At 71.0% G+C, this 21,616-nt stretch carries 21 protein-coding genes and 1 riboswitch; of the genes, 13 read left to right on the top strand and 8 right to left on the bottom strand.

Translation table 11 applies throughout. The features are described 5' to 3' along the window. The first annotated feature begins 396 nt into the window (after positions 1–396). Positions 397–894, top strand: coding sequence for an inorganic diphosphatase (locus AB0M46_RS34485; RefSeq protein ID WP_363343024.1), 498 nt, complete (start codon positions 397–399; stop codon positions 892–894). 173 nt (positions 895–1,067) lie between these two features. Here AB0M46_RS34485 and AB0M46_RS34480 read toward each other — a convergent pair whose 3' ends face one another. The 3 genes from AB0M46_RS34480 to AB0M46_RS34470 form a co-directional block, all read right to left on the bottom strand. Beyond that, positions 1,068–1,682, bottom strand: coding sequence for a dihydrofolate reductase family protein (locus AB0M46_RS34480; RefSeq protein WP_363343022.1), 615 nt, complete (start codon positions 1,680–1,682; stop codon positions 1,068–1,070). Between the two features lie 193 nt (positions 1,683–1,875). Further along, the gene (locus tag AB0M46_RS34475; protein ID WP_363343020.1) at positions 1,876–2,511 is read right to left on the bottom strand and encodes a response regulator transcription factor; all 636 of its coding nucleotides are present in this window, start codon (positions 2,509–2,511) and stop codon (positions 1,876–1,878) included. Further along, complete coding sequence (locus AB0M46_RS34470) at positions 2,463–3,764, bottom strand: sensor domain-containing protein (protein WP_363343050.1); 1,302 nt, start codon at positions 3,762–3,764, stop codon at positions 2,463–2,465. The genes AB0M46_RS34475 and AB0M46_RS34470 overlap by 49 nt, the downstream gene beginning before the upstream one ends. Before the next feature lie 115 nt (positions 3,765–3,879). On the opposite strand from AB0M46_RS34470, the gene AB0M46_RS34465 reads away from it, so the two are divergent. Beyond that, the gene (locus AB0M46_RS34465; RefSeq protein ID WP_363343018.1) at positions 3,880–4,911 is read left to right on the top strand and encodes an acyl-CoA desaturase; all 1,032 of its coding nucleotides are present in this window, start codon (positions 3,880–3,882) and stop codon (positions 4,909–4,911) included. A 122-nt stretch (positions 4,912–5,033) separates the two neighbouring features. On the opposite strand, the gene AB0M46_RS34460 is transcribed toward AB0M46_RS34465, so the two are convergent. Beyond that, positions 5,034–5,723, bottom strand: coding sequence for a DUF998 domain-containing protein (locus AB0M46_RS34460; RefSeq protein WP_363343016.1), 690 nt, complete (start codon positions 5,721–5,723; stop codon positions 5,034–5,036). A 197-nt stretch (positions 5,724–5,920) separates the two neighbouring features. Between AB0M46_RS34460 and AB0M46_RS34455 the strand changes: the two genes are divergently transcribed. Both AB0M46_RS34455 and AB0M46_RS34450 read left to right on the top strand, forming a co-directional pair. After that, positions 5,921–7,243: a histidine kinase gene (locus AB0M46_RS34455; protein ID WP_363343014.1), complete on the top strand. Its 1,323-nt coding sequence runs from the start codon at positions 5,921–5,923 to the stop codon at positions 7,241–7,243. Next, positions 7,240–7,971, top strand: coding sequence for a response regulator transcription factor (locus AB0M46_RS34450; RefSeq protein WP_363343048.1), 732 nt, complete (start codon positions 7,240–7,242; stop codon positions 7,969–7,971). Before AB0M46_RS34455 ends, AB0M46_RS34450 begins: the two co-directional genes overlap by 4 nt. A gap of 83 nt (positions 7,972–8,054) precedes the next feature. Here AB0M46_RS34450 and AB0M46_RS34445 read toward each other — a convergent pair whose 3' ends face one another. After that, on the bottom strand, positions 8,055–8,327 hold the full coding sequence (locus AB0M46_RS34445; RefSeq protein WP_363343012.1) for an adhesin: 273 nt from the start codon (positions 8,325–8,327) through the stop codon (positions 8,055–8,057). Between the two features lie 373 nt (positions 8,328–8,700). After that, positions 8,701–9,525: a universal stress protein gene (locus tag AB0M46_RS34440; RefSeq protein WP_363343010.1), complete on the bottom strand. Its 825-nt coding sequence runs from the start codon at positions 9,523–9,525 to the stop codon at positions 8,701–8,703. Between the two features lie 176 nt (positions 9,526–9,701). Here AB0M46_RS34440 and AB0M46_RS34435 point away from each other — a divergent pair, with 176 nt between their 5' ends. From AB0M46_RS34435 to AB0M46_RS34405, 7 genes are all read left to right on the top strand, one after another. After that, positions 9,702–10,160, top strand: a complete 459-nt coding sequence (locus AB0M46_RS34435; protein ID WP_363343008.1) for an SPW repeat protein — start codon at positions 9,702–9,704, stop codon at positions 10,158–10,160. A gap of 107 nt (positions 10,161–10,267) precedes the next feature. Beyond that, positions 10,268–11,251 (top strand): YihY/virulence factor BrkB family protein, encoded by a 984-nt coding sequence (locus AB0M46_RS34430; RefSeq protein WP_363343006.1) that lies wholly within the window; start codon positions 10,268–10,270, stop codon positions 11,249–11,251. A gap of 137 nt (positions 11,252–11,388) precedes the next feature. Next, positions 11,389–11,610, top strand: coding sequence for a hypothetical protein (locus AB0M46_RS34425; RefSeq protein WP_363343004.1), 222 nt, complete (start codon positions 11,389–11,391; stop codon positions 11,608–11,610). Positions 11,611–11,844: 234 nt separating this feature from the next. Beyond that, positions 11,845–13,176, top strand: a complete 1,332-nt coding sequence (locus tag AB0M46_RS34420; RefSeq protein WP_363343002.1) for a condensation domain-containing protein — start codon at positions 11,845–11,847, stop codon at positions 13,174–13,176. 469 nt (positions 13,177–13,645) lie between these two features. Further along, positions 13,646–14,806 carry an alanine--tRNA ligase-related protein gene (locus AB0M46_RS34415; protein ID WP_363343000.1) on the top strand — a complete coding sequence of 387 codons (1,161 nt, stop codon included), beginning with the start codon at positions 13,646–13,648 and terminating at the stop codon, positions 14,804–14,806. A gap of 84 nt (positions 14,807–14,890) precedes the next feature. Beyond that, positions 14,891–15,016 carry a hypothetical protein gene (locus AB0M46_RS34410; protein WP_363342998.1) on the top strand — a complete coding sequence of 42 codons (126 nt, stop codon included), beginning with the start codon at positions 14,891–14,893 and terminating at the stop codon, positions 15,014–15,016. A 135-nt stretch (positions 15,017–15,151) separates the two neighbouring features. Then, positions 15,152–17,743 (top strand): hypothetical protein, encoded by a 2,592-nt coding sequence (locus tag AB0M46_RS34405; RefSeq protein ID WP_363342996.1) that lies wholly within the window; start codon positions 15,152–15,154, stop codon positions 17,741–17,743. On the opposite strand, the gene AB0M46_RS34400 is transcribed toward AB0M46_RS34405, so the two are convergent. Together AB0M46_RS34400 and AB0M46_RS34395 are read right to left on the bottom strand one after the other, a co-directional pair. Further along, positions 17,687–17,923, bottom strand: coding sequence for a hypothetical protein (locus AB0M46_RS34400; protein WP_363342994.1), 237 nt, complete (start codon positions 17,921–17,923; stop codon positions 17,687–17,689). The genes AB0M46_RS34405 and AB0M46_RS34400 overlap by 57 nt on opposite strands. Before the next feature lie 10 nt (positions 17,924–17,933). Next, positions 17,934–18,932, bottom strand: a complete 999-nt coding sequence (locus AB0M46_RS34395; RefSeq protein WP_363342992.1) for a C40 family peptidase — start codon at positions 18,930–18,932, stop codon at positions 17,934–17,936. A 396-nt stretch (positions 18,933–19,328) separates the two neighbouring features. Then, a riboswitch (cyclic di-AMP (ydaO/yuaA leader) is annotated at positions 19,329–19,471 on the top strand. 6 nt (positions 19,472–19,477) lie between these two features. On the opposite strand from AB0M46_RS34395, the gene AB0M46_RS34390 reads away from it, so the two are divergent. Then, a complete protein-coding gene (locus tag AB0M46_RS34390; RefSeq protein ID WP_363342990.1) occupies positions 19,478–20,233 on the top strand; it encodes a C39 family peptidase in 756 nt (251 codons plus the stop codon). Then, positions 20,217–21,596, top strand: coding sequence for a ferredoxin reductase family protein (locus AB0M46_RS34385; protein WP_363342989.1), 1,380 nt, complete (start codon positions 20,217–20,219; stop codon positions 21,594–21,596). The genes AB0M46_RS34390 and AB0M46_RS34385 overlap by 17 nt, the downstream gene beginning before the upstream one ends. The last annotated feature ends 20 nt before the right edge of the window (positions 21,597–21,616 follow it).

Below are 21,616 nucleotides of genomic sequence, written 5' to 3'. Positions count from 1 at the left end.
CTATGCACCGAGACAACGCGGGCAGCGCAGGCCGGTGGCATGAGACGTGGAGATGGGCAAGGGCAGCCGGTCCCGGTCTGCGATCCAGCGGCGGACGGGTCCACCTGCGGTGTTGCTATCGAAGCTTCCAACGATGCTGAGCGTTCGGCAGCGCATGAGATGCACCAGTCCCTCGTTCGGGTTCATGACCCGAAACCGACCTGGTACGCCTGACGTCGGTTCCCCGCGGCTGCGGCATTGGTCTTGTTCGTAACGATCACCGGGCGCTGCGCAGTACCGTTGAGACGCCGCGTCGTCGTGGCGACCTCACCGCCACCGGATCGGGCTGCGGCGTTCACGCGATCGCTACACGTTGCAGGGGACGGGCGAATCACCCGAGCCGAGGAGCGAAACCGCATGGAGTTCGACGTAACGGTCGAGAGCCCCAAAGGAACACGCAACAAGTACGAGATGGACAGCCACACCGGCAGGATCCGACTGGACCGCACCCTGTTCACCGCCACCCAGTACCCGGAGGACTACGGCTTCATCGAGCACACCCTCGGCGAGGACACCGACCCCCTCGATGCGCTCGTGCTGGTCCGGGAACCCACCTTCCCGGGCTGCCAGGTCCGCTGCCGGGCGTTCGGCATGTTCCGGATGCGCGACGCGAGAGGCCCGGACCCGAAGGTGCTCTGCGTCCCGATCGCCGACCCGCGCCTGGCATACCTGGTGGACCTGCCCGACCTGGAACTCTTCCATAAACTGGAGATCCAACACTTCTTCGAGATTTACCAGGATCTCGAACCGGGCAAGACCATCGATGCCGAGCACGGCGTCTGGGCCGACCGCACCGAGGCCGAAGCGGAGGTCACCCGATCACGCCGGCGTGCTGCCGTCCGCGAATCGGATTGAGCTTCCAAGCCTGCGGCCCGCCGGCGATGCCACCGGTCTCATCACGGCGGCTGACGGATTGTTACCCGGCCGGGAGCAGCTCGCTACCGAGGCAACAGCGGCGCGAACTTCGACGATGCCGACGTGCGGCTTGGTCCAGGGCGCCGATGCGGCGATCCTCCCTGCGAAGGTGGCTATTTCCCTCCGGGTACCTGGTCTTTGACCTCGTCGTAGCCGACCTTGGCGGGTGCCGCGGTCGGCGAGTAGATTACGCGGATCACGCCCGTCGGGAACGCCTCCGTCGCCGTCATGCTCAGGTGGTACGGCGCGTCGCCGTCGTCGAACAGCTTGCGGCCCTTACGCGCCGCCACCGGATGTACCAGCAGGCGCAGCTCGTCCACCAGCCCCGCGGCGAGCAGTTGCTGCACCACGGAGATCGACCCGGGGATGAGGATGCCTCTGATGCCGGCATCGGCCTTGAGCGAGGTGACGGCATCGAGCAGATCGCCCTTGATCAGCTCGGAGTTGCGCCAGGAGAACTCCAGCGGCTGGCGCGAGACGACCACCTTGCGCATGTCCCCGAGTTGCTTGGCGAACGGTGCGTCGTCCCCACCCGCAGCCTCGCGGCCGGGCCAGGCTCCGGCGAAGCTGTCGTAGGTCTCGCGGCCGATGAGCAGCACATCAGCGGTGTCATAGTCCTCGCCGACGGCGCGGCCCATGTGCTCGTCGAAGTACGGGAAGTGCCACTCGGGGTCGATCTCAGCCACACCGTCGGCCGAGATGAACAGCGTGGAGATGACCTTTGCCATCGCAGTGATCCCTTCGAATCAGGTGCTGTCGGTAGGTAGACCGACGCAGCATCCCAAACTTATCGGCCGGCCACAGATCTATCCCGACGGAGAGCCGGCATTTCGAACGTGGAGATCTATCGACGTCGCCGAAGTCGTTGTCGGGGTCGCGTCACAATGCCAGGCGCGCGGGGCACGGTCGGACGTAAACCGCTCAGGCGTTGAGGTACGCCAGGACGGCCCGGACCCTCCGGTTGTCGTCGTCGGAGGGTGGCAGGTCCAGCTTGGTGAGGATGTTGTTGATGTGCTTGCTCACGGCCTTCTCCGTGATGCCGAGCTTGGCGGCGATCGCGGAGTTGGAGCGGCCCTCGGCCATCTCGCCGAGCACCTCGCGCTCCCGGCCGGTGAGCACCGCCAGCGGCTCGCGGCGGGCGAGCAGTTGCGAGATCACTTCCGGATCCATGGCCGTGCCGCCGCCGGCCACGCGCCGCACGGCATCGACGAACTCGCCGATGTGGGACACCCGGTCCTTGAGCAGGTAGCCGACACCGCCGTGCGGGGTAGCAAGCAGTTCACGCGCGTAGAGCGGCTCGACGTGCTGGGAGAGCATCAGCATCGGCAGGCCGGGTATGCGGGTGCGGGCCGCGATCGCGGCCTGCAGTCCTTCGTCGGTGAAGGTCGGCGGCAATCGTACGTCGATGACCGCGACGTCGGGCTTGTGTCTGATGAGGGCGGGCAGCAGGGCCGGTCCGTTGTCGACCGCCACGACGACGTCGAAGTCGAATGCCTGCAGCAGCCGGGTCAGTCCGTCGCGGAGGAGGGCATGGTCCTCGGCAATGACAACGCGCACGGCAGCTCCATGGTGATGACGGTAGGCCCCGACGGTGGGCTCGACAGCGTCATGGTGCCGTCGAACGCGGCCAGGCGGCGCTCAATGCCGCGCAGGCCGGAGCCGTCCGCCGGGTTGGCGCCTCCGGTCCCGTCGTCGGTGACCACGATGGTCAGGACCCCGTTCGTGTGGCGCAGGATCACCGATCCGCGGTGGGCGTGACTGTGCCGGACCAGATTGGTCAGCGTCTCGGCGACGGCGAAGTACGCCGCGGACTCGACGGGCGTGTCTGGCCGGCCCGGCAGGTCGACCTCGACCGAGATGTCGACGGGCAGGCCGATCGCCAGCGCGCGGACGGCCCCGCCGAGACCGCGCTCGGCCAGCACCGGCGGGTGGATGCCGCGAACGAGGTGCCGCAGCTCGACCAACGCCGCACCGCTGGACTCGCGGGCCTCGGCGAGCAGCTTGTGGGCACCGGCCGGGTTGCGGTCGAGCAGCTCGTCGGCCAGGCCGATCACCATGCTCAGCGAGACGAGCCGGGCCTGGACGCCGTCGTGCAGGTCGCGCTCGATGCGGCGCAGCTCCGCGGCCTGGGCGTCCACCGTGTCGGCCCGGGTCACCGTCAGCTGCGTGACGCGCAACCGCAGCTGGGCCGTTTTCGTCGGCGCGAGGAACAGGTGCGCGAAGTGGGCATCGACGCGGCGCCACCAGGGCGCCACCGCAAGGCCGCCGGCGAGGATGACGGCGCCCTGCGGCACGCAGAGCAGACCCTCGGCGAACGAGTCGATGGACCAGCTGGCGCCGTAGCCGTACCAGCCGGTGCCGATCCAGATCCACAGCGGCGTCAGTGTCAGACCGGCGAGACCGTACAGCGGCACGAGCACACCGACCGCCCCCAGCCCGCACCCGACAACCGCACCCGGCGCGAGCCACGCGAGGTCGCGCCACGTGGCCGGGTCGGTCACCGTCCACCGGAAGCGCCGCCAGCCACCGGCCATGGCCCGCTCCGGCGCCGGATGGTACGGCCGGCTCACCAGCACGCCGGTCCGCGAGGCGCGCCTGCGCTCCAGATCGGCGCGCATCCGGACCAGACTCATCGTCCACGGCACCAGGGCCAGGCCGAGGAACGGCACCGGTGTCAGGGCCAGCACGGCAATGGACAGCGCCAGCAGCGGCAGGTTGGTGAGCGCCAGACCGACCGCCGCCAGGCCGGACAGCACGCCGCGCGCGCCCCGGCCAGCCCATCGGCCCGACAGCGCGCCGGCCCCGGTCATGCCCACACGTCTCATTGTGCCAGCGGTGCCCGCGGCTCGGCGGTGGTGCTAGCACCCCCACGGCGGACAACCTGGCGCTCCTGACGAACTGCCCACCGCACGGTGTCATGAAGCAATGACGAGCACCACGACACCGCCGCGGGCGCCGGCGGGCAGTGACTTCGCGGTCCTGGCCCGCCGGATCAACCGCGAAGGGCTGATGGACCGCCGGCCCGCCTACTACGTCGCCCGGCTGAGCGTCGTCACGCTCATGCTGCTCGGCGGCTGGACCGCGTTCGTCATCATCGGATCGTCGTGGTGGCAACTGCTGACGGCCGCCTTCCTCGCCGTCACGTTCGCCCAGGTCGCGCTCGTGGCCCATGACCTGGCCCACCGCCAGGTGTTCCGCACCCGGCGGCCCAGCGAGTTCGCCGGACGGCTGGCCGGCAACCTCGCCATCGGCATGAGCTACGGCTGGTGGATGGACAAGCACACCCGCCACCACAACAACCCCAACCACGACGACCTCGACCCGGACGTCGCCCCCGAAGTCCTCATCTGGGCCAGCACATCGGCCCCGGGCCGGCGCGGACTGGCCGGCTTCATCACCCGGCACCAGGCGGCGCTGTTCTTCCCGCTCCTCACGCTGCTGGCCATCGACCTGAAGGTCTCCAGCGTCAAGGCGCTGCGCAACGGCGTGACGAAGCGCCGCGGCCTGGAGAGCGCGCTGCTCATCCTGCACGCCGCCGGCTACCTGGCGGCGCTGCTGATCGTCCTGTCCCCGCTGCAGGCCATCGCGTTCGTCCTCGTGCACCAGGCGCTGTTCGGCGTCTATCTGGGCATGACGTTCGCACCGAACCACAAGGGCATGCCGCACCCGGCCGGTGACGAGGACTTCCTGCGCAAGCAGGTGCTCACCTCCCGCAATGTGCGCGGCGGCTGGCTGACCGACGCAGCGCTCGGCGGCCTGAACTACCAGATCGAGCACCACCTCTTCCCCGGCATGCCGACACCCAACCTGCGCCGGGCCCAGCCCATCGTGCAGGCCTACTGCACAGCCATCGGCGTCCCGTACGAACAGACCAGCCTCGTCACTTCCTACCGGCAGGCCCTGCAACACCTGCACCAGGTGGGTGCACCGGCCCGCGCAGAACACGCCGCCCGCTGATCCCATTGGCAGCGCTCTGCACGCAAACCCCCACCAGGCAACACCCGGACAAGACCCACGCCGTACTCCGGCCTGAGCAACGGGTCGCGCTGGCACAGCGGCGGCGACCTCCGGCCGCGCGTTCATCCCCGCATCGACGCTGGCTGACGGCGCCGCGACGCCGAGAAGACCGCCGCCGCCAGCGTGGCGAGCAACGCGATGTTGCTGGTCAGCGGCAGGCGTTCGGTGATGCCGCTGTACTGCCGTGCCCCGAGCAGCCACACGGGCTGACCGGTGGGGACGAAGGTGCTGACGAACGCGGCGATGCCCAGCAGGCTCGCGGTGGAGCACGCTCGCACGGCGGTCGCCGTCCGGCACCACCGCGCATGCGTCCGGAAGCGGCGGGCCAGCAGGATGCCGGCCAGCGGGAGGCAGACGAAGCCGACCAGCGCGGCGTAGCGGTGCAGTGTGTCGTACCAGATCGGCGGCGTCCCCACCGGCGTCGGCGGGAAGATCGCGGCCACCACCAGCGCGACGCTCCAGACGCCGATCAGCATCCGCCCGAGCCGGCCGGCCGGTGCCTGGCAGTCGATCAGCGCGAAGATGATGCAGATCGATGCGAAGGACAGCATGACCATGCTGATGCCGACCAAACGCGCGCCCAGCGTCGTGAACATGAGTTCACTGAAGGTCGGGTGGATCAGGTCGATGCCGCTCGGCCGGCCGAGTTCGCTGGCGAGCGCGATGGCGACGGCGCACGCGATCCACAGCGAACCGGCGCCGGCGAGCGGCCGGGCGAGCCGGCTCGGGGATGTCGGGTCTGCATTTTCCATGCGCGAAAGCCTGGACATCGTGAGCCGTCATCCGCCTCAGCGCGCCGAACGATTGCCTGCCTCGTCCTCGCGGCCGATCGTCGGTAGGTCTGCGGAGCGATAGCGGAGGGCCGCCGCTTCCCCTAAGGTCTGGCCCTCAAGTTCTCCGGGGAACTTCACGATGCGCACCGGATCTTTGCCGGGCTAGCCTGCCCGGCATGGACAGTACGGCCGGCGGGCGCGGCATCGGCAGACTCCCGGGTCGGGTCTGGTCTGCGTTGTGCCACGTGCTGATCACGGGCCGGGACCGGGACCTCCCGCCGTCCGGCTGGGGGACCGCTGGGCGGCGCTACGCCCAGCGGACGCTGCTCGCGGTGGCCGTGGCGGCGCTGTTCGCGGGCGAGGTCAGTAACGGGTACCTGCACGACCACGCAGGCCCGGTAGTCGCGGTCGTCGTCCTGCTGCACATGACTCCGGTGTTCCTCATGCGGCGCTGGCCGTTCACGGCCTGGCGGCTCGCCGTCGTCGGCACCCTGCTGACGCTGGTCGTCGCTGCGATACTCACCGACGGGGGCCAGAGATACCAGCTCGGCACGCCCTGGACGCCCGGGATGCTGCTGTACCTCCCGGTCGTCATGATGACGGTCGCGCGCTGTCCCCAGCCCGGCGCGACGGCCGTCGCCGGGGTCAGCCTCCTGCTCGTCGTCCCGGCCGGGCTGGTGGTCGGCGCGGGGCCGCTGTCCGGGGCCGCGGTGTCGGGGATCCTGGCGGTGGGCGCCGCTACACTGGCCGGCCTGGGCCTCGGCCGGCAGGACCGGATGGAGCAGCAACTCGACGTGGTGAACCGGTCCGTGGCCGAGGAGCAGACCCGCCGGGCCGTGCTGGAGGAGCGGGCCCGCATCGTCGGTGAGCTACATGACATCGTCGCCCACCACCTGTCCCTCATCGCGGTGCGGACCGAGACCGCGCCGTACCGGCTCGCCGCGCTCCGGTCCGCGCCGAAGGATGATCCGGTACGGGCGGAGCTCGCCGCGATGGGCGACGCGACCCGGCAGGCCCTCAACGAAACCCGGCAGCTCCTCGGTGTACTGCGGCGTGACGAGGCCGAGTCCGACGACTTGGCCCCGCAGCCGGGCCTCAACGACGTCGAGGCCCTGGTGGCCGACGTACGCGCCGTCGGCGGGCCCGCGACACTCACGGTGCACGGGCACCCCCGCCCGGTGCCGCCCACCGTTGGCCTGGTCCTGTATCGGGTGGCGCAGGAGGCCCTGAGCAACGCACGGCGGCACTCGCCGGGCGCGCCGGTGCGGGTCGAACTGTGGTATGCGGTGGACCGGGTGCGGATAAGGGTCGAGAACTCGCCGCCGCCCCGGCCCGTCCGGTCGGCGGCGGGACCTGGGCTCGGCCTCGCGGGGATGCGGGAACGGATGGCCGTCGTGCGTGGCGAGCTGGCCGTCGAGCCACGACCCGACGGAGGGTTCACCGTCGACGCCGCGGTGCCGGTCACCACCGCCCGGACCGGAGCGCCGGCACTATGGTGACGCGGGTGTTCGTCGCCGACGATCAGGCCATGGTGCGGGAGGGATTCACCTACCTGCTCGACGCCCAGCCGGACCTGTCGGTCGTCGGGACCGCCGGCGACGGCCTGGATGCGTTGGCGACGATCGCGGAGCTACGCGAGCGGGGCGAGGGGCCGGACGTGGTGATCATGGACATCCGGATGCCGAAGCTGGACGGGCTCGAGGCGACCCGGCGACTGCTCGAGGAACCGCATCCGGCCGACGGAACCGAACAGCCGCCGCGAGTGCTCGTGCTGACGACCTTCCACCTCGACAGATACGTCTACCAGGCGCTGCGGGCCGGCGCGAGCGGATTCCTCCTCAAGGACGCCACGGCGACCGAACTCGTCACAGCTGTCCAGGTCGTCGCCGCAGGCGACTGTCTGCTGGCCCCAGCGGTGACCCGGCGGCTCATCGCCGACTTCGTCCGGGCCGACCGGTCGGCGCCGCCCGTCAGGCCGCAACGGCTGGCCGACCTCACCACGCGGGAGACGGAGGTCCTCGCCCTCGTCGCCCGGGGCCTCACCAACGCCGACATCGCGGTGGACCTGTTCGTTTCGGAGCACACGGTCAAGACCCATGTCGCGCACATCCTGGGCAAGCTGAGCCTGCGGGACAGAGTCCAGGCTGTCGTCCTGGCGTACGAGACCGGCCTCGTCACGCCTGTCCGGACGAGCGGGCCCGCTGAGCGATCCGACACGTCTGCGTGACGCGAAGACCACGGTCCGCAGGAGGCGGCCCTCAGGAAGCTTCGAGCGGAATGAACCGGCGGCGTCGCCGGTCAGCCGGACGGCTACGTTACGGTGAACTCGATCTGCCCCTCGTTGTCGGCACCGGCGTCCAGCGTCTTGTCGTTGAGTACCTCGGTGGCCGTCTGGTCCAGGAACAGGCGGGCGCCGGACGCCTCCACGACCGCGTCGCCCTGCGCCGGGCTGGACGCCAGGCTCAGCCGCAGCGACCCGCGGGTTTCGTCGGCGGCGATGCGCAGGCCGCCGCCCTCCGGTGCCCCGGGCTGGGCGGCAAGGCTCTGGATGGCCATCACTGCATTGTCGGTCAGCAAAACCATGACGACGTTGCTCCTCCGGATTTGGCAGCAATACGAGCAGATGTGGTGGCGATACGAGGCGCAGCTTCGCGGCTGTGCAGCCGGCCTTCCACTCCGGGACCGCGGATGCGATGGCGGTCCGCCCTACCAGCCCAGACTTGCGCGGATTGCCGGATGTGTCAAACGCAGGTGCGAGTGAAACTGCGTGCTGCCATTGCGGGGCCCCTCCTGGAGCCCATGTTCGAAGGGCCGATCATGCCGATGGAGTGACATCCGCGTGGATTACCCGTCTGGTAACGGAGGACCTGTTCGGGCCTGCACGTCCGGTTCGCTGCAGGTCGTCGCCGGCAACGAGTACAGGGCGTCCTGCACGGAAGTAGCCGGGGCCGGCCGGTCAGGGCCGGGCGATCAGGACCGGGCTGGCGGCGTACTGCAGGACCTGTCCGGCGGTGCCGCCGAGGCGCAGCTGCGCGAAGCCGCCCTGGCCGCGTGCCCCGACCGCAAGCATGACGGCGTTGCGGGCCGCGGCGAGCAGCACCTCGGCCGGCTTGCCGGGCGCCGCCCGCAGCTCGACCCGGATGTGCGGGTACTTCGCCTGCCAGGGGTTCACCTCGGCGCCGAGCTCGTCGAACGCCGTCGCGGCCGGATCCGCGCCGCCCCCGTGCTCGTGGTAGGCGCGGATGGCCAGCAGGGGCAGGTGCCGGGCGGCGGCCTGCTGGAAGGCCAGCTGGAGCGCGAAGTGCGCCGGGCCGGAGCCGTCGGCGCCGACCACGATCGGGCCGTGGGACGGCAGCAGTGAGTCGGCGCGAGCCCAGCGTTGGGCGTGGTGCACGACGAGCACCGGGCAGTCGGCGTAGGCGGCGAGGTGGAAGCTGACCGAGCCCAGCAGCAGCGCCGGGAATCCGCCGGTGCCGCGGCCGCCGACGACGATCTGCGTGGCCTGCCGGGACTCCTCGAGCAGGACCCGGGCCGGGGTGCCCGGCCGGGTGACGGGGGTGACCTGCAGCCCCGGCTGCCAGTGGCGGGCCTCGGCGGCGGCGTCCAGCGCGATCTGCCCGGTGGCCCGGTCGTCCGGTTGCGGCTCCGGGGCGTCGAGGGCGTGGGTGACCTGGAGCGGCCGGCCGAGCCGGGCGGCCTCGTCGGCGGCCCAGCGGACCGCGCCGGCAGCGGCCAGCGAGCCGTCCGCCCCGACGACGACCGGGTACCGGTCGGTATCCATGGCGACCTCCGTCGGCGAGCGTGCGGAACAACGTGCACTTCCAACGGTGCACCGCCGGACCGGACGCGGACAGGTCCGCCGGCCGCGCCGTGCCGGGATCGGCAGATGCGACCGAACGTGGTCCGGCCCGGCGGTGGTGGGTAGTGAACGGCTGAGGACGACGGAGGGGGCGGATCGTGACCCAGGTTTCGCAGTACCAGGACATCGCCGCACACCCGGACATCGCCGAGGTGCGGCAGCGCTACGAGCGGGTCGCCGCGAGCGGGCAGGCGGTCGTCATCGACGGGCTGGTGTTGCTGGCCGGTGGCTGGCTGGCCATCTCGCCGTGGGTGGTGGGCTTCAGGGCGCACGCGCCGAACGTGACGGTCAACAACCTGGTCCTCGGAGCCATGATCGGCGCGATCGCGCTGGGGCTCACGATGGCGCCGGCGCGGATGTACCGGCTGACCTGGTCGATGGTCGCGATCGGGGGGTGGCTCATCGTCTCGCCGTACGTCATTCAGCGCTCGGTCAGCTCGGCGGGGATCGCCTGGACGAATGAGATCACCGGTGGCGTGACGGCGCTGCTGGGCCTCGGTGCGGCCGCGTTGCTGACGTCGGCGGACCGGCGGGCCGCGCCACGATCGGCCCGGTAGCGCGGCGACGCTCAGGCCACAGCCGCTGGCCGTCGACCGTTTTCGCCCACCCTCCGCGGCCGTGCCGTCGTGCCGGCGAGCGTGACGCCTGGGTGATCGGGTAGCTGGTGGCTGTGGTCGCATGGCTGGATCGTTACCAGCGCAGGCACTCCTGGCTGGGGTTCCCGATAGCGGTGAGCTACAAGTTCTTCGACGACCGCGGCCCGCACCTTGCCGCGATGGTGGCCTACTACGGCTTCGTCTCACTGTTCCCACTGGTGCTGCTGTTCCTCAGCGGGCTCGGCTTCTTCCTGGAGGCCTATCCGGGCCTGCGTGAGCAACTCGTGCAGACCGCGGTGGAGGACCTGCCGATCATCGGGCCACAGCTGCGGGAGAACGTCAGCGGGCTGCGCGGCAGCGGCACGCGCCTGGTGCTCAGCGCGCTGGGCGCGCTCTACGGCGGGCTCGGCGCGATGCAGGCCGCGCAGGCCGGCTTCAACAAGATCTACGGCATCCCGCGCACCGATCAGCCCAATCCGGTGCGGTCCCGGTTTCGCAGTCTCGGGCTGCTGCTGTTGCTGGGTAGCGCGGTGTTGCTGTCGGCCGTGGCCGGGACGTTCGTGGCGTTCGCCAATGCGTTCGTCGGACGGTTCGCGTCCGGCTTCTGGGTGTTCGGCTACCTGCTGCCGTTCGCCATCAACGCCGCACTGTTCACCGCGGCGATGCGGCTGCTGACGGCCACGAAGCTGCGCACCCGCCAGGTCATCATCGGAGCTTCGGTCGCCGCCGCCTCGTGGGCGATATTGCAGACCGAAGGCGCCCAGTTGCTCGCCGGCTGGCTGCAACGCGCCAGCGCGCTCTACGGCGCCTTCGGACTCGTGCTCGCTGCATTCGCCTGGATCTATCTCCAGTCGTTCGTGGTCATGCTGGCCGCCGAGATCAACATTGTCGCGGACCGCCGGCTGTGGCCCCGGGCCCTGCTCGCGCCGTTCGCCGACAGCGTCGAGCTGACCGAGGCCGACCGGCAGCTCTACACCATGTACGCCACCGCCGAGCGCTTCAAGAACTTCGAGGAGGTGCGGGTCGACTTCGGCCCGCCATCGCAGCGGTAGCGTGCTCGACCCGGCCGCAAGCCGGCCGCGGCGCGTCCGCGTGGCCGGCGGCCGCACGTGATGGTTCCAGCGGCGGCGAGGCGAGCGACCGGCGTGCCATGCTTGGGCTGTACGGCCATTGCGGCAAAGGAGGCGCCATGCCCGACTACGAGCCCGTGACCTCCCCGGACCAGCGCAAGCCGGGACATCCGCGTGCCGCCCGCCTCGGCGCGACCGTCATCGCGCTGGTCCTGGTCGCACTAATCTTCGGCAACGACAACGAGAACAGCATCGCCACGGTCTTTCTGAGCGTCGGCGCGGCGCTGCTGCTGGTCGTCGTGATCGGCGACTGGGTCCTGCGCCGCCACGGGTTGCACTGACCCGGCTCGGGTCAGGATCTTGGTGAACATTTACCAAGATCAGTGCCGAATGGGACATGACGTCCCATTTGCGGTACGGGCGGGGCCAGCCGTCCATTTCTGTGCAGAGCGTTCGCGCTATCTTGCCGACCCGCCCGAATTCGCCGCGACGCCGTTCCGCGTATCTGTTAAGACTCTGTACTATGCCGCTCGGGTGATCGATGTACTTCGTGGCATCAGGGAAGGGCCGGTGGCATGGCAGAACAGATCATGGTCGCCTTTGAGGGTGAGGGTTCCGGCGTTGACGACCTGTCCTGGGGCCAGCTGGACCTGTGGATGGCGATGCGGCGCCAGAACTCCTGGCTGCCCATGGGCGGTGCGGTGGCGCTGCCGGCCGGCACCGGCCTCGCCGACGTCGTGGAGAACCTCCGCTACCTGATGAGCCGTTATCAGTCGATGCGGACCCGGCTGCGCTTCGATGCCGACGGCCGGCCGTCCCAAGTGGTTTCCAGCTCGGGTGAGACTGCCCTGGAGGTCGTCGACGCGGGCGACGAGGACCCGGCGGAGCTCGCTGAGGCGATGCGGCGGCGGTACGAGGAGACCGACTACGACTTCGTGACGCAGTGGCCGCTGCGCATGGGCGTGGTGCTGCGGGCCGGGCTGCCGACGCACATGGTCATCATCATGTGTCACCTGGTCACCGACGGTTCTGGCGCCGCGCTGATGATCGCCGAGCTCGACTCCCGGGAAACCGCGCCGGTCAAGGGAATGCAGCCGCTGGAGCAGGCCCGGTGGCAGCGTTCGCCGGCCGGTGTCCGGCAGAACGAGGCATCGCTGCGCTATTGGGAGCGGCTGCTGCGGACCATCCCGGCGCGCCGGTTCGCCGGCTCGGACGACCGGCGCCAGCCTCGCCATTGGCGGGGCGAGTTCAGATCCCTGGCGCTGCAACTGGCGACGCAGGCGATCGCCGACCGGGCCGGTGTGGACGCCTCGCCGGTGCTGATGGCCGTCTACGCGGTGGCGCTGCACCGGATGACCGGGATCAACCCGGTGGTGTTCCGGCCTACGGTGAACAACCGATTCCGCCCTGGGCTCGCCGACGTGGTGTGCACCGTTGCCGAAAGCGGCCTGTGCGCGCTGGACGTTGCGGGGGTGCCCTTCCAGGAGGCACTGACGCGGACCCGGCGGGCGGTGATGGCGGCGTACAAGCACGCCTACTTCCATCCGGTACACCTGGACGACCTGATCGCGAGCGTGGCCCAGGACCGGGGCCCGGACTTCGACCTCGGCTGCTTCTACAACGACCGCCGCATCACCACGCGAGCAGGCTCGAGCGGCCCGACACCGACGCCGGCACAGATTCGCGAGGCGCTCGGCGACAGCCCCACCACGTTCCGCTGGACGATCCGGCAGGATGATCCCTTCGAGCGGCTGTTCGTCCACATCGACGACGTCCAGGACGTCATGCAGATCACCCTGTTCATGGACACCCATTTCGTCTCGCCCGGCGACGCGGAGGCGTTCCTGTACGGGATGGAAGAGGTCGCCGTCGAGGCCGCGCTCGACCTGGTACCTCATCCGAGCTGAAGCAGTCCCGCAGGCGGGTGCCGCCGGCGACGAACGAGTCGCGCAACACGCACGACGGGCTGATGACCGCGGACGGCGTCTGCGCGGATGTTCACCGCGCAGCCGGCCGGCCACCAGGACGACCGGGTCGACTGCCGGACGTGCGGACGCTGCGCGGCACCCTCGACCACGGGCCGGGTCGGCCGACCCGGGGGCGACCTTCAACGGATCCGCGGTGCGCTCCATGATCGAGACAGGGCCGTCCGCCGCGTCGAGCCCGGATCGAAATGCGTGTGAGCCGGGCCGGGGGCCGCGCTACAGTGGCGGCATGACGATCAGGCGTACCGTCGCCGCGGCCGCGCGAGCTTACCGCTCGCCGGACGCCGCGGCCTGATCTCCTCTCCGCTTCAGCCGGCGACCGGAAACGGTCCGCCGGCCTTTTCGTGTGCCGTGGTCCGCGCTTCCGGTCCGTCCCGAAAGGGTTCCCGACATGGATTCGACCTGGTCGACCCGGCAGGTGCTGAGCACCTTCCTCGACTTCTACCGGGAGCGCGGCCACGCGCTGCTCGACGACGCCACACTGATTCCGCCGCCGGGCGATCCGGTGCTGTTCACGAGCGCGGGGATGCATCCGCTCACGCCATACCTGGAGGGCCGGGCGCACCCGCTGGGCCGGCGGCTCACCGGCGTGCAGCGCTGCCTGCGGACCACCGACCTCGACGAGATCGGCGACGACACCCACCTGACCATGTTCCAGATGCTCGGGTCGTGGTCCCTCGGCGACTACGGCGGCACGCAGAGCCTACGGTGGGGCTACGAGCTGCTGCGCGACGGCTTCGGGATCCCGGCCGGACGCCTGCACGTCACCGTGCTCGACGGCGATCGCGACACGTGCGAGACCTGGCAGCGCCTCGGTGTGCCGATCGAGGCCCTCGGCGAGGACGACAACTGGTGGTCCAACGGGCCGAGCGGCCCGTGCGGCCCGGACTCCGAGATCTTCGTGTGGACCGGCGACGGGCCGCCGACCGGCACACCGTCGAGCGACCGGCGCTGGAGCGAGGTGTGGAACCACGTGATGATGCGCTACCGCCGCCATCCCGACGGCACGCTCGGCCCGCTGCGGCAACCGGGCATCGACACCGGCATGGGGCTGGAGCGCATGGCGATGGTGCTGCAGGGCCGCTCGACGGTGTTCGACATCGACGTCTTCGAGCCGTGGCGGCGCAGCGTGTCGTCGCTGTGGTCGCCGTCGCGGCTGGTCTACGACCACCTCCGCGCCTCGGTGGTCGTCATCGGCGACGGCGTACACCCGTCGAACACCGGACGGGGCTACGTCCTGCGCCGGCTGATCCGCCGGACGCTGAGCACCCTGTGGCGGGTCGACCCGTCCCGGACCCTCGCGGACCTGCCGGTCGAGCCGATCGGGTCCACGGTGGAGCATCACGGCCTCACTGTGGACCCGCGCTACGTGCTCGACGTGCTGCTGTACGAGGAGCGCCGGTTCGCCGCGCTGCTGCGCCGGGGCAGGCCGCTCGTCGAGCGGCTCGTGGCGCGGGGACCGCTCACCGACGACGACCTGCACTACCTGCACGACACCCACGGCATCCCCCCGGACCTCGTCGAGGAAATGCTCACCGCCGGGCGGGAGTGAACGGCGTCGGGCGAGCGGCAGCTGGTGCGCCCGGACGGGACGCCGAGCGCGGATTCGCCGTCGCTGAGCCGGGCGGTGTGGCGGTTGCTCGCCACGCGCGTGTACCGCAACCTGCGTCTCGTGCACGACGTCCCGGACGGCTTCGAGCTGCTCGACGACGGCTACGGCATCGACGCGTGGCCGGACGTGCCGCTCTCCCTCAGCGGTTGATCACGCCCCGGTGCCCGCACGGGCCGGTTCGGCAACCTGGATAACGGCCGGCCGGGCGGCCGGTCGCGGGCGCTGCCTATGCTGGCGACCGCGATCGTGCCGTCGGGCGCGTGGCGGCGATGTGGGGGTTATGGCGTGGATCGGCCTGCTGGTGTGCCGGTGGAGGCGCAGTTCGCCGAGGGGTGGGAGGTGTACCCGTCGGGTCCGCGGTGGCCGGCGTGGGTGGCCGGGTCGTGGGATGGTGGCGAACGCTCCGGCACATGGCGGGTGTGGCGGCCGGACGGGTCGTTGCTGGAGGAGAGCGAGTGGCGGGCCGGCAAGCGTCGCGGGGCGTACCGGCGGTTCCACGACGACGGTTCGCCGGCGGTGTCCTGCGAGTACGCCGATGACGTGGTGGTGTTCGCGCACGGGTATCGGACGGACAACCCGAGCCGTGATCCGTTCTCGTTCGACGGGTGCGCGGCGGCGATCCGGAGCATTCGCAACGACTACGACGGGGACGTGTTGGTACGGACCCGCTGCTACGCGGCGGACGGCGGCGAGCTGACCATTGCCGGTGAACCGATGCCGCCCCGACCGGCCGGGGTGCCGGAGATCGCCAACCTCTACCCGAACGGGCTCTGGGCGATGGTGCGGCGGCGCGGCGGCGAGCTGCACGGGGTGGCCCGGCATTGGAACGCCGACGGGACGCCGCACATGATTGCCTACAATCGGGCCGGCCACGAGGTCGGACGCTGGGGGGACAAGCCGCTCGTCGAGGCGGCCCGGGACGGTGACGCCGCCTCGGTCGAGCTGTGCCTGGCCGCCGGTCTGGGCCGTTCGCCGGGGGCGGCGCGGTACGTCGCGTACGAGGAGCTGCCGGAGCTGGCGCTGCGGCTCCTGCGGCGGGAACCGGCCAGCGCCGCGGAACCGGCCGTCGAGGATGAACCGCCCGGTCCGCCGCCGGCCGGCGCGCCCGGCGACGCGATATGGGTGGCGGGCCTACGCGCATACGTCGTCGGCGACGTCGACGAGGGGACCGGTACCGCGATCGGGACCTGGCGAATCTGGGAGCAGAGCCGGTATTCGTCACACTACGAACACAGCTACGTCGAGGCCGACTTCGCCGACGGACGACGGGCCGAACGGCGCAGCTACTTCAGCAGTGGCGGACTGGTCAGATTGGAGCGTCGCGGGTCGGACGGCACGAAGCTGAAGCGCGCATGGGACCACCGTCACCGCCTCGACTCCGAGCGGGAGTGGGCCGCCGACGGCACTGAGACGCTCCGGCGGTTCCACGACAACGGTGTCGCCCGCATGGAGCGGACCACGCGGGACGATGCGTTCGTGGTCGAGAGCTGGTTCGACGAGTCAGGAACCCGCACCGCCGAGGTCACCCCGACCGACGCCACCGTCGACGGTCAACCGGTCGATTGGTGGCGGGCCCTGGACGCCACCGGCGCGGTCATCGCCGAGGGGCCGGTGGAGCCCGGCACCGGCGGCGGGCCGGTAGGGCAGTGGCGGCTGTTCGGCCCCGGCGGCACCGACCTCGGCGACGTGTCGTTCGAGGGCCTCGACCGGTTGGCGAACAACGCCAACCTCGGCCGTGTCGCCCATGCCCTGCGCGCCTGGCACGCGGCGCCGGCACCGCCCGAGCTCGCCGGCGCGGACGCGGTGGCGTGGGACGACCTCGACACGTTCCACGGCCGCGGGAGCCACCTGCCGTTCCTGCTCAAGGGACTGACCGTGGCGGACCCGCACGCCTTCTCCGTGGCCCTGGCCGTGCTGTCGAACCTGCTGTGGCACCAGCACACGGTCGCCGAGGCCACGGGCCCGGCGTTTCGGTACATGACCGCATTGGTCGACCGGGTCGCCACCGACGACGACCGGAAGCGGCTGCTGGACCTGCTGATGGGTATCGCCACCCGGGACGGCTCACCCGCCGCCGTACACCGCCTCAAACGCATCCACGCCAGCCTGCCCGGCGACGCGACAAACCACGGTGCGGAATGCGCCTACCACGAGGTGCTCACCAGCCTCGCCGACGCGGTACCGACCTGGACGAGGCTCGCCGCCCACCGGCGGGCCGGGTTGCGGCGCCGCGCGGTCACGCTGCTCGCCGCCGCACCGGGCGCGGCCGCCGCGGATGCGTTACGGGACCGGCTCGCGACCGAACCGAAGCGCAAGATCCGGGCGGCGATCCTGCTCGGCCTGGCGCTGCACGACAGCGGCCCGCAGACCCGGCAGGCCCTCCAACCGCACCTGCGCGGCGACGACCCACTGCTGCGGTTCTGCGCCGCGCTGACCTGGGTCCGCCAGCACCACACTCCCGCCGCCGACGGTGTGCGGGTGCTCGTTGACGCGCTGCGCGGCGACCTCGTGCCGACCGGCTACGGCAGCCTGTTCCTCGGCGAAGAACCGTTGACCGACGTCACCACCGCCCTCGCCCTGCTCCCGGCCGACCAGGCCGGCGCGCAGCTGACCGAACTGTGCGCGGTCCTCGACCAGGTCAACGCCGTTGATGCCGTGTCTGTCGCCAACGCGCTGCTGGACATCGTCTTTCCCACCGCGGCGTACCAGGAGGGCGACCCCCTCACCGACCCACAGCGCACCGTCATCCGCGCCATCGCCGAGAGTGCCAACGTGTGGACGTTCGACGTCAACCTGTCCGGGGTCCTCGGCCGTAACGGGCTACCGAACCACCCCGACGAGTTGCACGCCCTGGCCGGCGCAGACTTGGCGTCCTGACCGGGCGTGCCCCATCGACAGATAGGTGGCGGGCAGGGCTGCCAGGTCGTTGCGGACGAGGACCGCGTCGGCGGTGGCCAGGGCGGGGGCGTCGTCGACGCCGTCACCGAGGACCGTGACCCGCTGGTTCTCGCGCTGGATGGCGCGGACCCGGTCGACCTTGTCGCCGGTGAGCAGCACCGGCGGGGTGTCAGCCGGGGCGGCGGTAGCCGGTGATGGGCCGGCCATCGAGTTTGGCCATGCGGACGTAGTCGCCCGTGGTGGGTGCGTGGACCATCCAGCCGCCGCCGACGTACATGCCCATGTGGTGCAGGTCGCTGTAGAAGAACACCAGGTCCCCGGGACGCAGGTCGGCCTTGGAGACCGGCTTGGCGTCGTCCCACTGCCACTTGGTGTAGTGCCGCAGCGTCACCCCGGCGGTGGCCCATGCGGCCAGGGTCAACCCGGAGCAGTCATAGCCCTTGGGGCCGGCCGCGCCCCAGATGTAGGGCTTGCCGATGAGCTCGCACGCCTTCTTTGCCGCGGTGCCGCCGGGCCCGCCGAGGTACTCGACCGGGCAGGCAACGGGCTTGAGGGTGCCGGTGGCGCCGCTGCTGCCGTACACCTGCTGGCGTAGCTTCTGCAACTCGGCGAGCTTGCCCTCGATCTGGGTCTTCTTCGCCGCCAGGTCGGCGTCCTGCGTCGCCTCCTGGGCGATGAGCGCGTCCAGTGCCTGCTTGTCGCCGGCGAGCTTGTCCCGGGCGGCGGCCACGCTCTGGATCTCGGCGCGTTCGTTGCGGGCGATCGCGTTGATGACCGCGAGCTGATCCAGCATGTCGGTCGGAGTGCCGCCGCCGAGCAGCACCTGCATGGTCGTGACCCGGCCGATCTTGTACTGCCGGACCGCGATATCGCTGATCTTGCCCATCGCCGCGTCGACCTGCGCCTGCAACGGCTGCAACTGCTGCTGCAGAGCCGCGGCCCTGGCCTGGTTGTCTTTGAGCTGGGTGTGCACCCGGTTGTACTGCTCGATGGTGGGCTCGAGCTGGTTCCACATCTCGTCGATCTGGGCTTCCAGCTCCGCCGGGGTCGGCTCGGCCTGCGCCGCCCCGGTGCCGGCCAGCAGCACCGCGACCGCGGTGAGCACCGCGATCGCGGCGCGTGCGGGGAGGTTGGTGGTCGGGACGCAGTGCGGGCGGCGTGGCGGCACGTGCGGCGGACTCCTTCTTCGCTACGGCCGCCTGGCGGGTTCGGGCCGCAACTGCGCTGTGCCGCGGATTGCGCGCCCGAGGGTCGCCGGGTCGGCACCGGGCGACCGCGTCGATCGGAGTTGATCGACGCCAGGTGCCCGGCCGCAGCAGACCTTACGCACTGTCTCCATCGAGCACAAGGCCATCTCCTACGGACAGTAGGAGATAAATGGCATTGATTTAGCTACATATTACCTGCTAGACTCGCTGGGCGAGCCCGTGTCGTGATGCTGGCAACGCGTTGCGTAGTCGATCGATGTGCGGCTTCTTCCAGCTAGCTGGCCTTGGCAGGGTGGTGGCCCTTGAGTAACGTCATGGCTCGCTTGGCCCGGTTCGTGCTCACCACAGGTGACGCCGGGGCAGGCCCGCTGAGTCGTGCATGCACGAGCCGGGGACCCACCGCACATCTGGGGTGAATCCGCGGGCCGACGGCCCGCGGTAGGGCGACCTTCGCGCCCGAATCCGTCAGCTAACCCGGTAGGCGGACGCGTAAGGAGATCTGCCTGTGCACAGCAGCCACCCCCTACAGCACCATGCCCGGCGCGCCGAGGGTATCCGCCGGCCGCGGACCACTGTGATCGCGTGCGCGCTGCTCGCCGCGGCGGCCGTGGCCGGCATCGTCCTCAGTCAGCTCAGCGATCCGCCGGCTGAGCGCACCGTCGCGGCGGGAGCCGTGCCGGCCACGCAACCGCCGAAGGCCGACGAGGCCGCGCCGCCGCTCGACAAGCCGGCGGCCGCCGCGCCGGCGACGATGCTCCTCAAGTACCAGTTCCAGTTGCAGCCGAACTACTACTTCTGCGGGCCGGCGGCCACCCGGATCGCGCTGACGGCGGCCGGTCACGCCGTCAGCCAGGACGAGGCCGCGGCCATGCTGGGCACCACCACCAGCGGGACGAACTCGGCCTTCGACACCACCCGCGTGCTCAACCGCGTGCTCGGGCACGGCAGTACGGTGTACCAGACCAGGGAGATCCCGGCCTACCCGGCAACGCCCGCGCAGGCCGCGCAGCTGCAGGCCGACGTGCTGGCCACGGTCGGCGGCGGACGGGCGATCGTCGCCAACATTGCGGGCCATGTGACCGACACCGCCGGTGCCGTGCACGCCTACGAGGGCGGTCACTACCTGACGGTCGTCGGATACCGCGACGGCGGCGGTGCGGTGAAGATCGCCGACCCGGCCGACCCGAGCGGGGACGGCACCTACTGGCTGAGCACTCCGAAGCTGGCCGACTGGATCTCCCAGCGTGGCTACTCGTATTGAGCACCGGCAGCGCCGATCGGCTGATGGCGGCCCGGCGGCGTCGTGGTGGCCGGACGTCCTGGGCCCGGCCCTGGCGTCCAGCGTCCTGGTCGTGGTCACGATGTGGGCTTCCGGTGGCGGCCTGCACGGCCTCGGCTCGCTGGCCGCCGGCGTCACGTCCGTCGGCCGGCTGACCGGGCTGGTCTCGGCCGATCTGCTGCTCATCCAGGTACTGCTGATGGCCCGGGTGCCGGTCCTGGAACGCGCCTACGGCCAGGACCGGCTGGCCGGCTGGCACCGGCGGATCGGATTCACCTCGTTCACCCTGATGCTCGCCCACCTCGTCTTGATCACCGTCGGCTACGCGCAAACCCTGCACCTGTCCCTGTTGCGCCAGGCCTGGGAGCTGGTTGCCAACTACCCGGGGATGCTGCTGGCGGCCGTGGGTACCGCGGCGCTGGTCCTGGTCACCGTCACCTCGATCCGGGCGGCGCGGCGCCGGCTGCGCTACGAGTCGTGGCACCTGCTGCACCTGTACGCCTATCTCGGCGTGGGCCTGGTCCTGCCGCACCAGTTGTGGACCGGCGCGGACTTCCTCGCCGCGCCGTTGGCCCGGCTGTACTGGTGGAGCGCCTACGGAGGTTGCGCCGGCGTGGTGCTTGCCTGCCGGCTCGGGCTGCCCGCCTGGCGCACGCTGCGGCACCGCATCGAGGTCGACCACGTCGTGGCCGAGGCGCCCGGGGTGTACTCGATTCACCTGCGCGGGCGGCGCCTGCAGCAACTGCCGGTCCGTGCCGGCCAGTTCTTCCAGTGGCGGTTCCTGTCCGGCCCGGGCTGGAGCCGCGCCCATCCGTACTCGCTGTCCGCTCCACCGGGCCCGGACCGGCTGCGCATCACCGTGAAGGCCCACGGCGACGGCGGCCGAGCCGTGGCCGGGCTGCGGCCCGGCACGAGGGCGGTCATCGAGGGCCCGTACGGCCGTCTCACCGCCGAGCGGCGCACCGCCCGTCGTGTCACGATGATCGCCGCCGGGGTGGGTGTCACCCCGCTGCGGGCGCTGCTGGAGGAGCTGCCCTACGCCGCGGGCGAGGCGACGTTGCTCTACCGTGCCGGGACCGAACCAGAGGTCCTGTTCCGCGACGAGCTCGACGATCTCGCCGCCACCCGCGGCGTGCGCGTGCGGTACCTGGTGGGCGCCCGCGCCGAGGACGGATCGTGGCTGCCGGCCGGATGGTCCAGCGCCTTGGACGAGCTGGTGCCCGGTGTCCGGCAGCACGACGTGTTCGTCTGCGGTCCGGATGCGTGGATGCAGGCGGTGGCCCGCGCCGCCCGGCAGGCGGGCGTGCGCGCCGACCGCATCCACCTCGAATGCTTCGCCTGGTAGCCCGGCTCGGAGGAGACGTT

Origin of the sequence: Dactylosporangium sp. NPDC051485 (assembly GCF_040682015.1) — a bacterium.
Classification (GTDB): domain Bacteria; phylum Actinomycetota; class Actinomycetes; order Mycobacteriales; family Micromonosporaceae; genus Dactylosporangium.
Note: the sequence above shows the minus strand (reverse complement) of the source record. Positions and strands in the feature narration are given on the sequence as shown.

Coding starts and splice junctions, on each gene's coding strand:
- AB0M46_RS34485 (WP_363343024.1), top strand. CDS start 397: ATGGAGTTCGACGTAACGGTCGAGAGCCCCAAAGGAACACGCAACAAG.
- AB0M46_RS34480 (WP_363343022.1), bottom strand. CDS start 1,682: ATGGCAAAGGTCATCTCCACGCTGTTCATCTCGGCCGACGGTGTGGCT.
- AB0M46_RS34470 (WP_363343050.1), bottom strand. CDS start 3,764: ATGACCGGGGCCGGCGCGCTGTCGGGCCGATGGGCTGGCCGGGGCGCG.
- AB0M46_RS34465 (WP_363343018.1), top strand. CDS start 3,880: ATGACGAGCACCACGACACCGCCGCGGGCGCCGGCGGGCAGTGACTTC.
- AB0M46_RS34460 (WP_363343016.1), bottom strand. CDS start 5,723: ATGGAAAATGCAGACCCGACATCCCCGAGCCGGCTCGCCCGGCCGCTC.
- AB0M46_RS34455 (WP_363343014.1), top strand. CDS start 5,921: ATGGACAGTACGGCCGGCGGGCGCGGCATCGGCAGACTCCCGGGTCGG.
- AB0M46_RS34445 (WP_363343012.1), bottom strand. CDS start 8,327: ATGGTTTTGCTGACCGACAATGCAGTGATGGCCATCCAGAGCCTTGCC.
- AB0M46_RS34440 (WP_363343010.1), bottom strand. CDS start 9,525: ATGGATACCGACCGGTACCCGGTCGTCGTCGGGGCGGACGGCTCGCTG.
- AB0M46_RS34425 (WP_363343004.1), top strand. CDS start 11,389: ATGCCCGACTACGAGCCCGTGACCTCCCCGGACCAGCGCAAGCCGGGA.
- AB0M46_RS34420 (WP_363343002.1), top strand. CDS start 11,845: ATGGCAGAACAGATCATGGTCGCCTTTGAGGGTGAGGGTTCCGGCGTT.
- AB0M46_RS34415 (WP_363343000.1), top strand. CDS start 13,646: ATGGATTCGACCTGGTCGACCCGGCAGGTGCTGAGCACCTTCCTCGAC.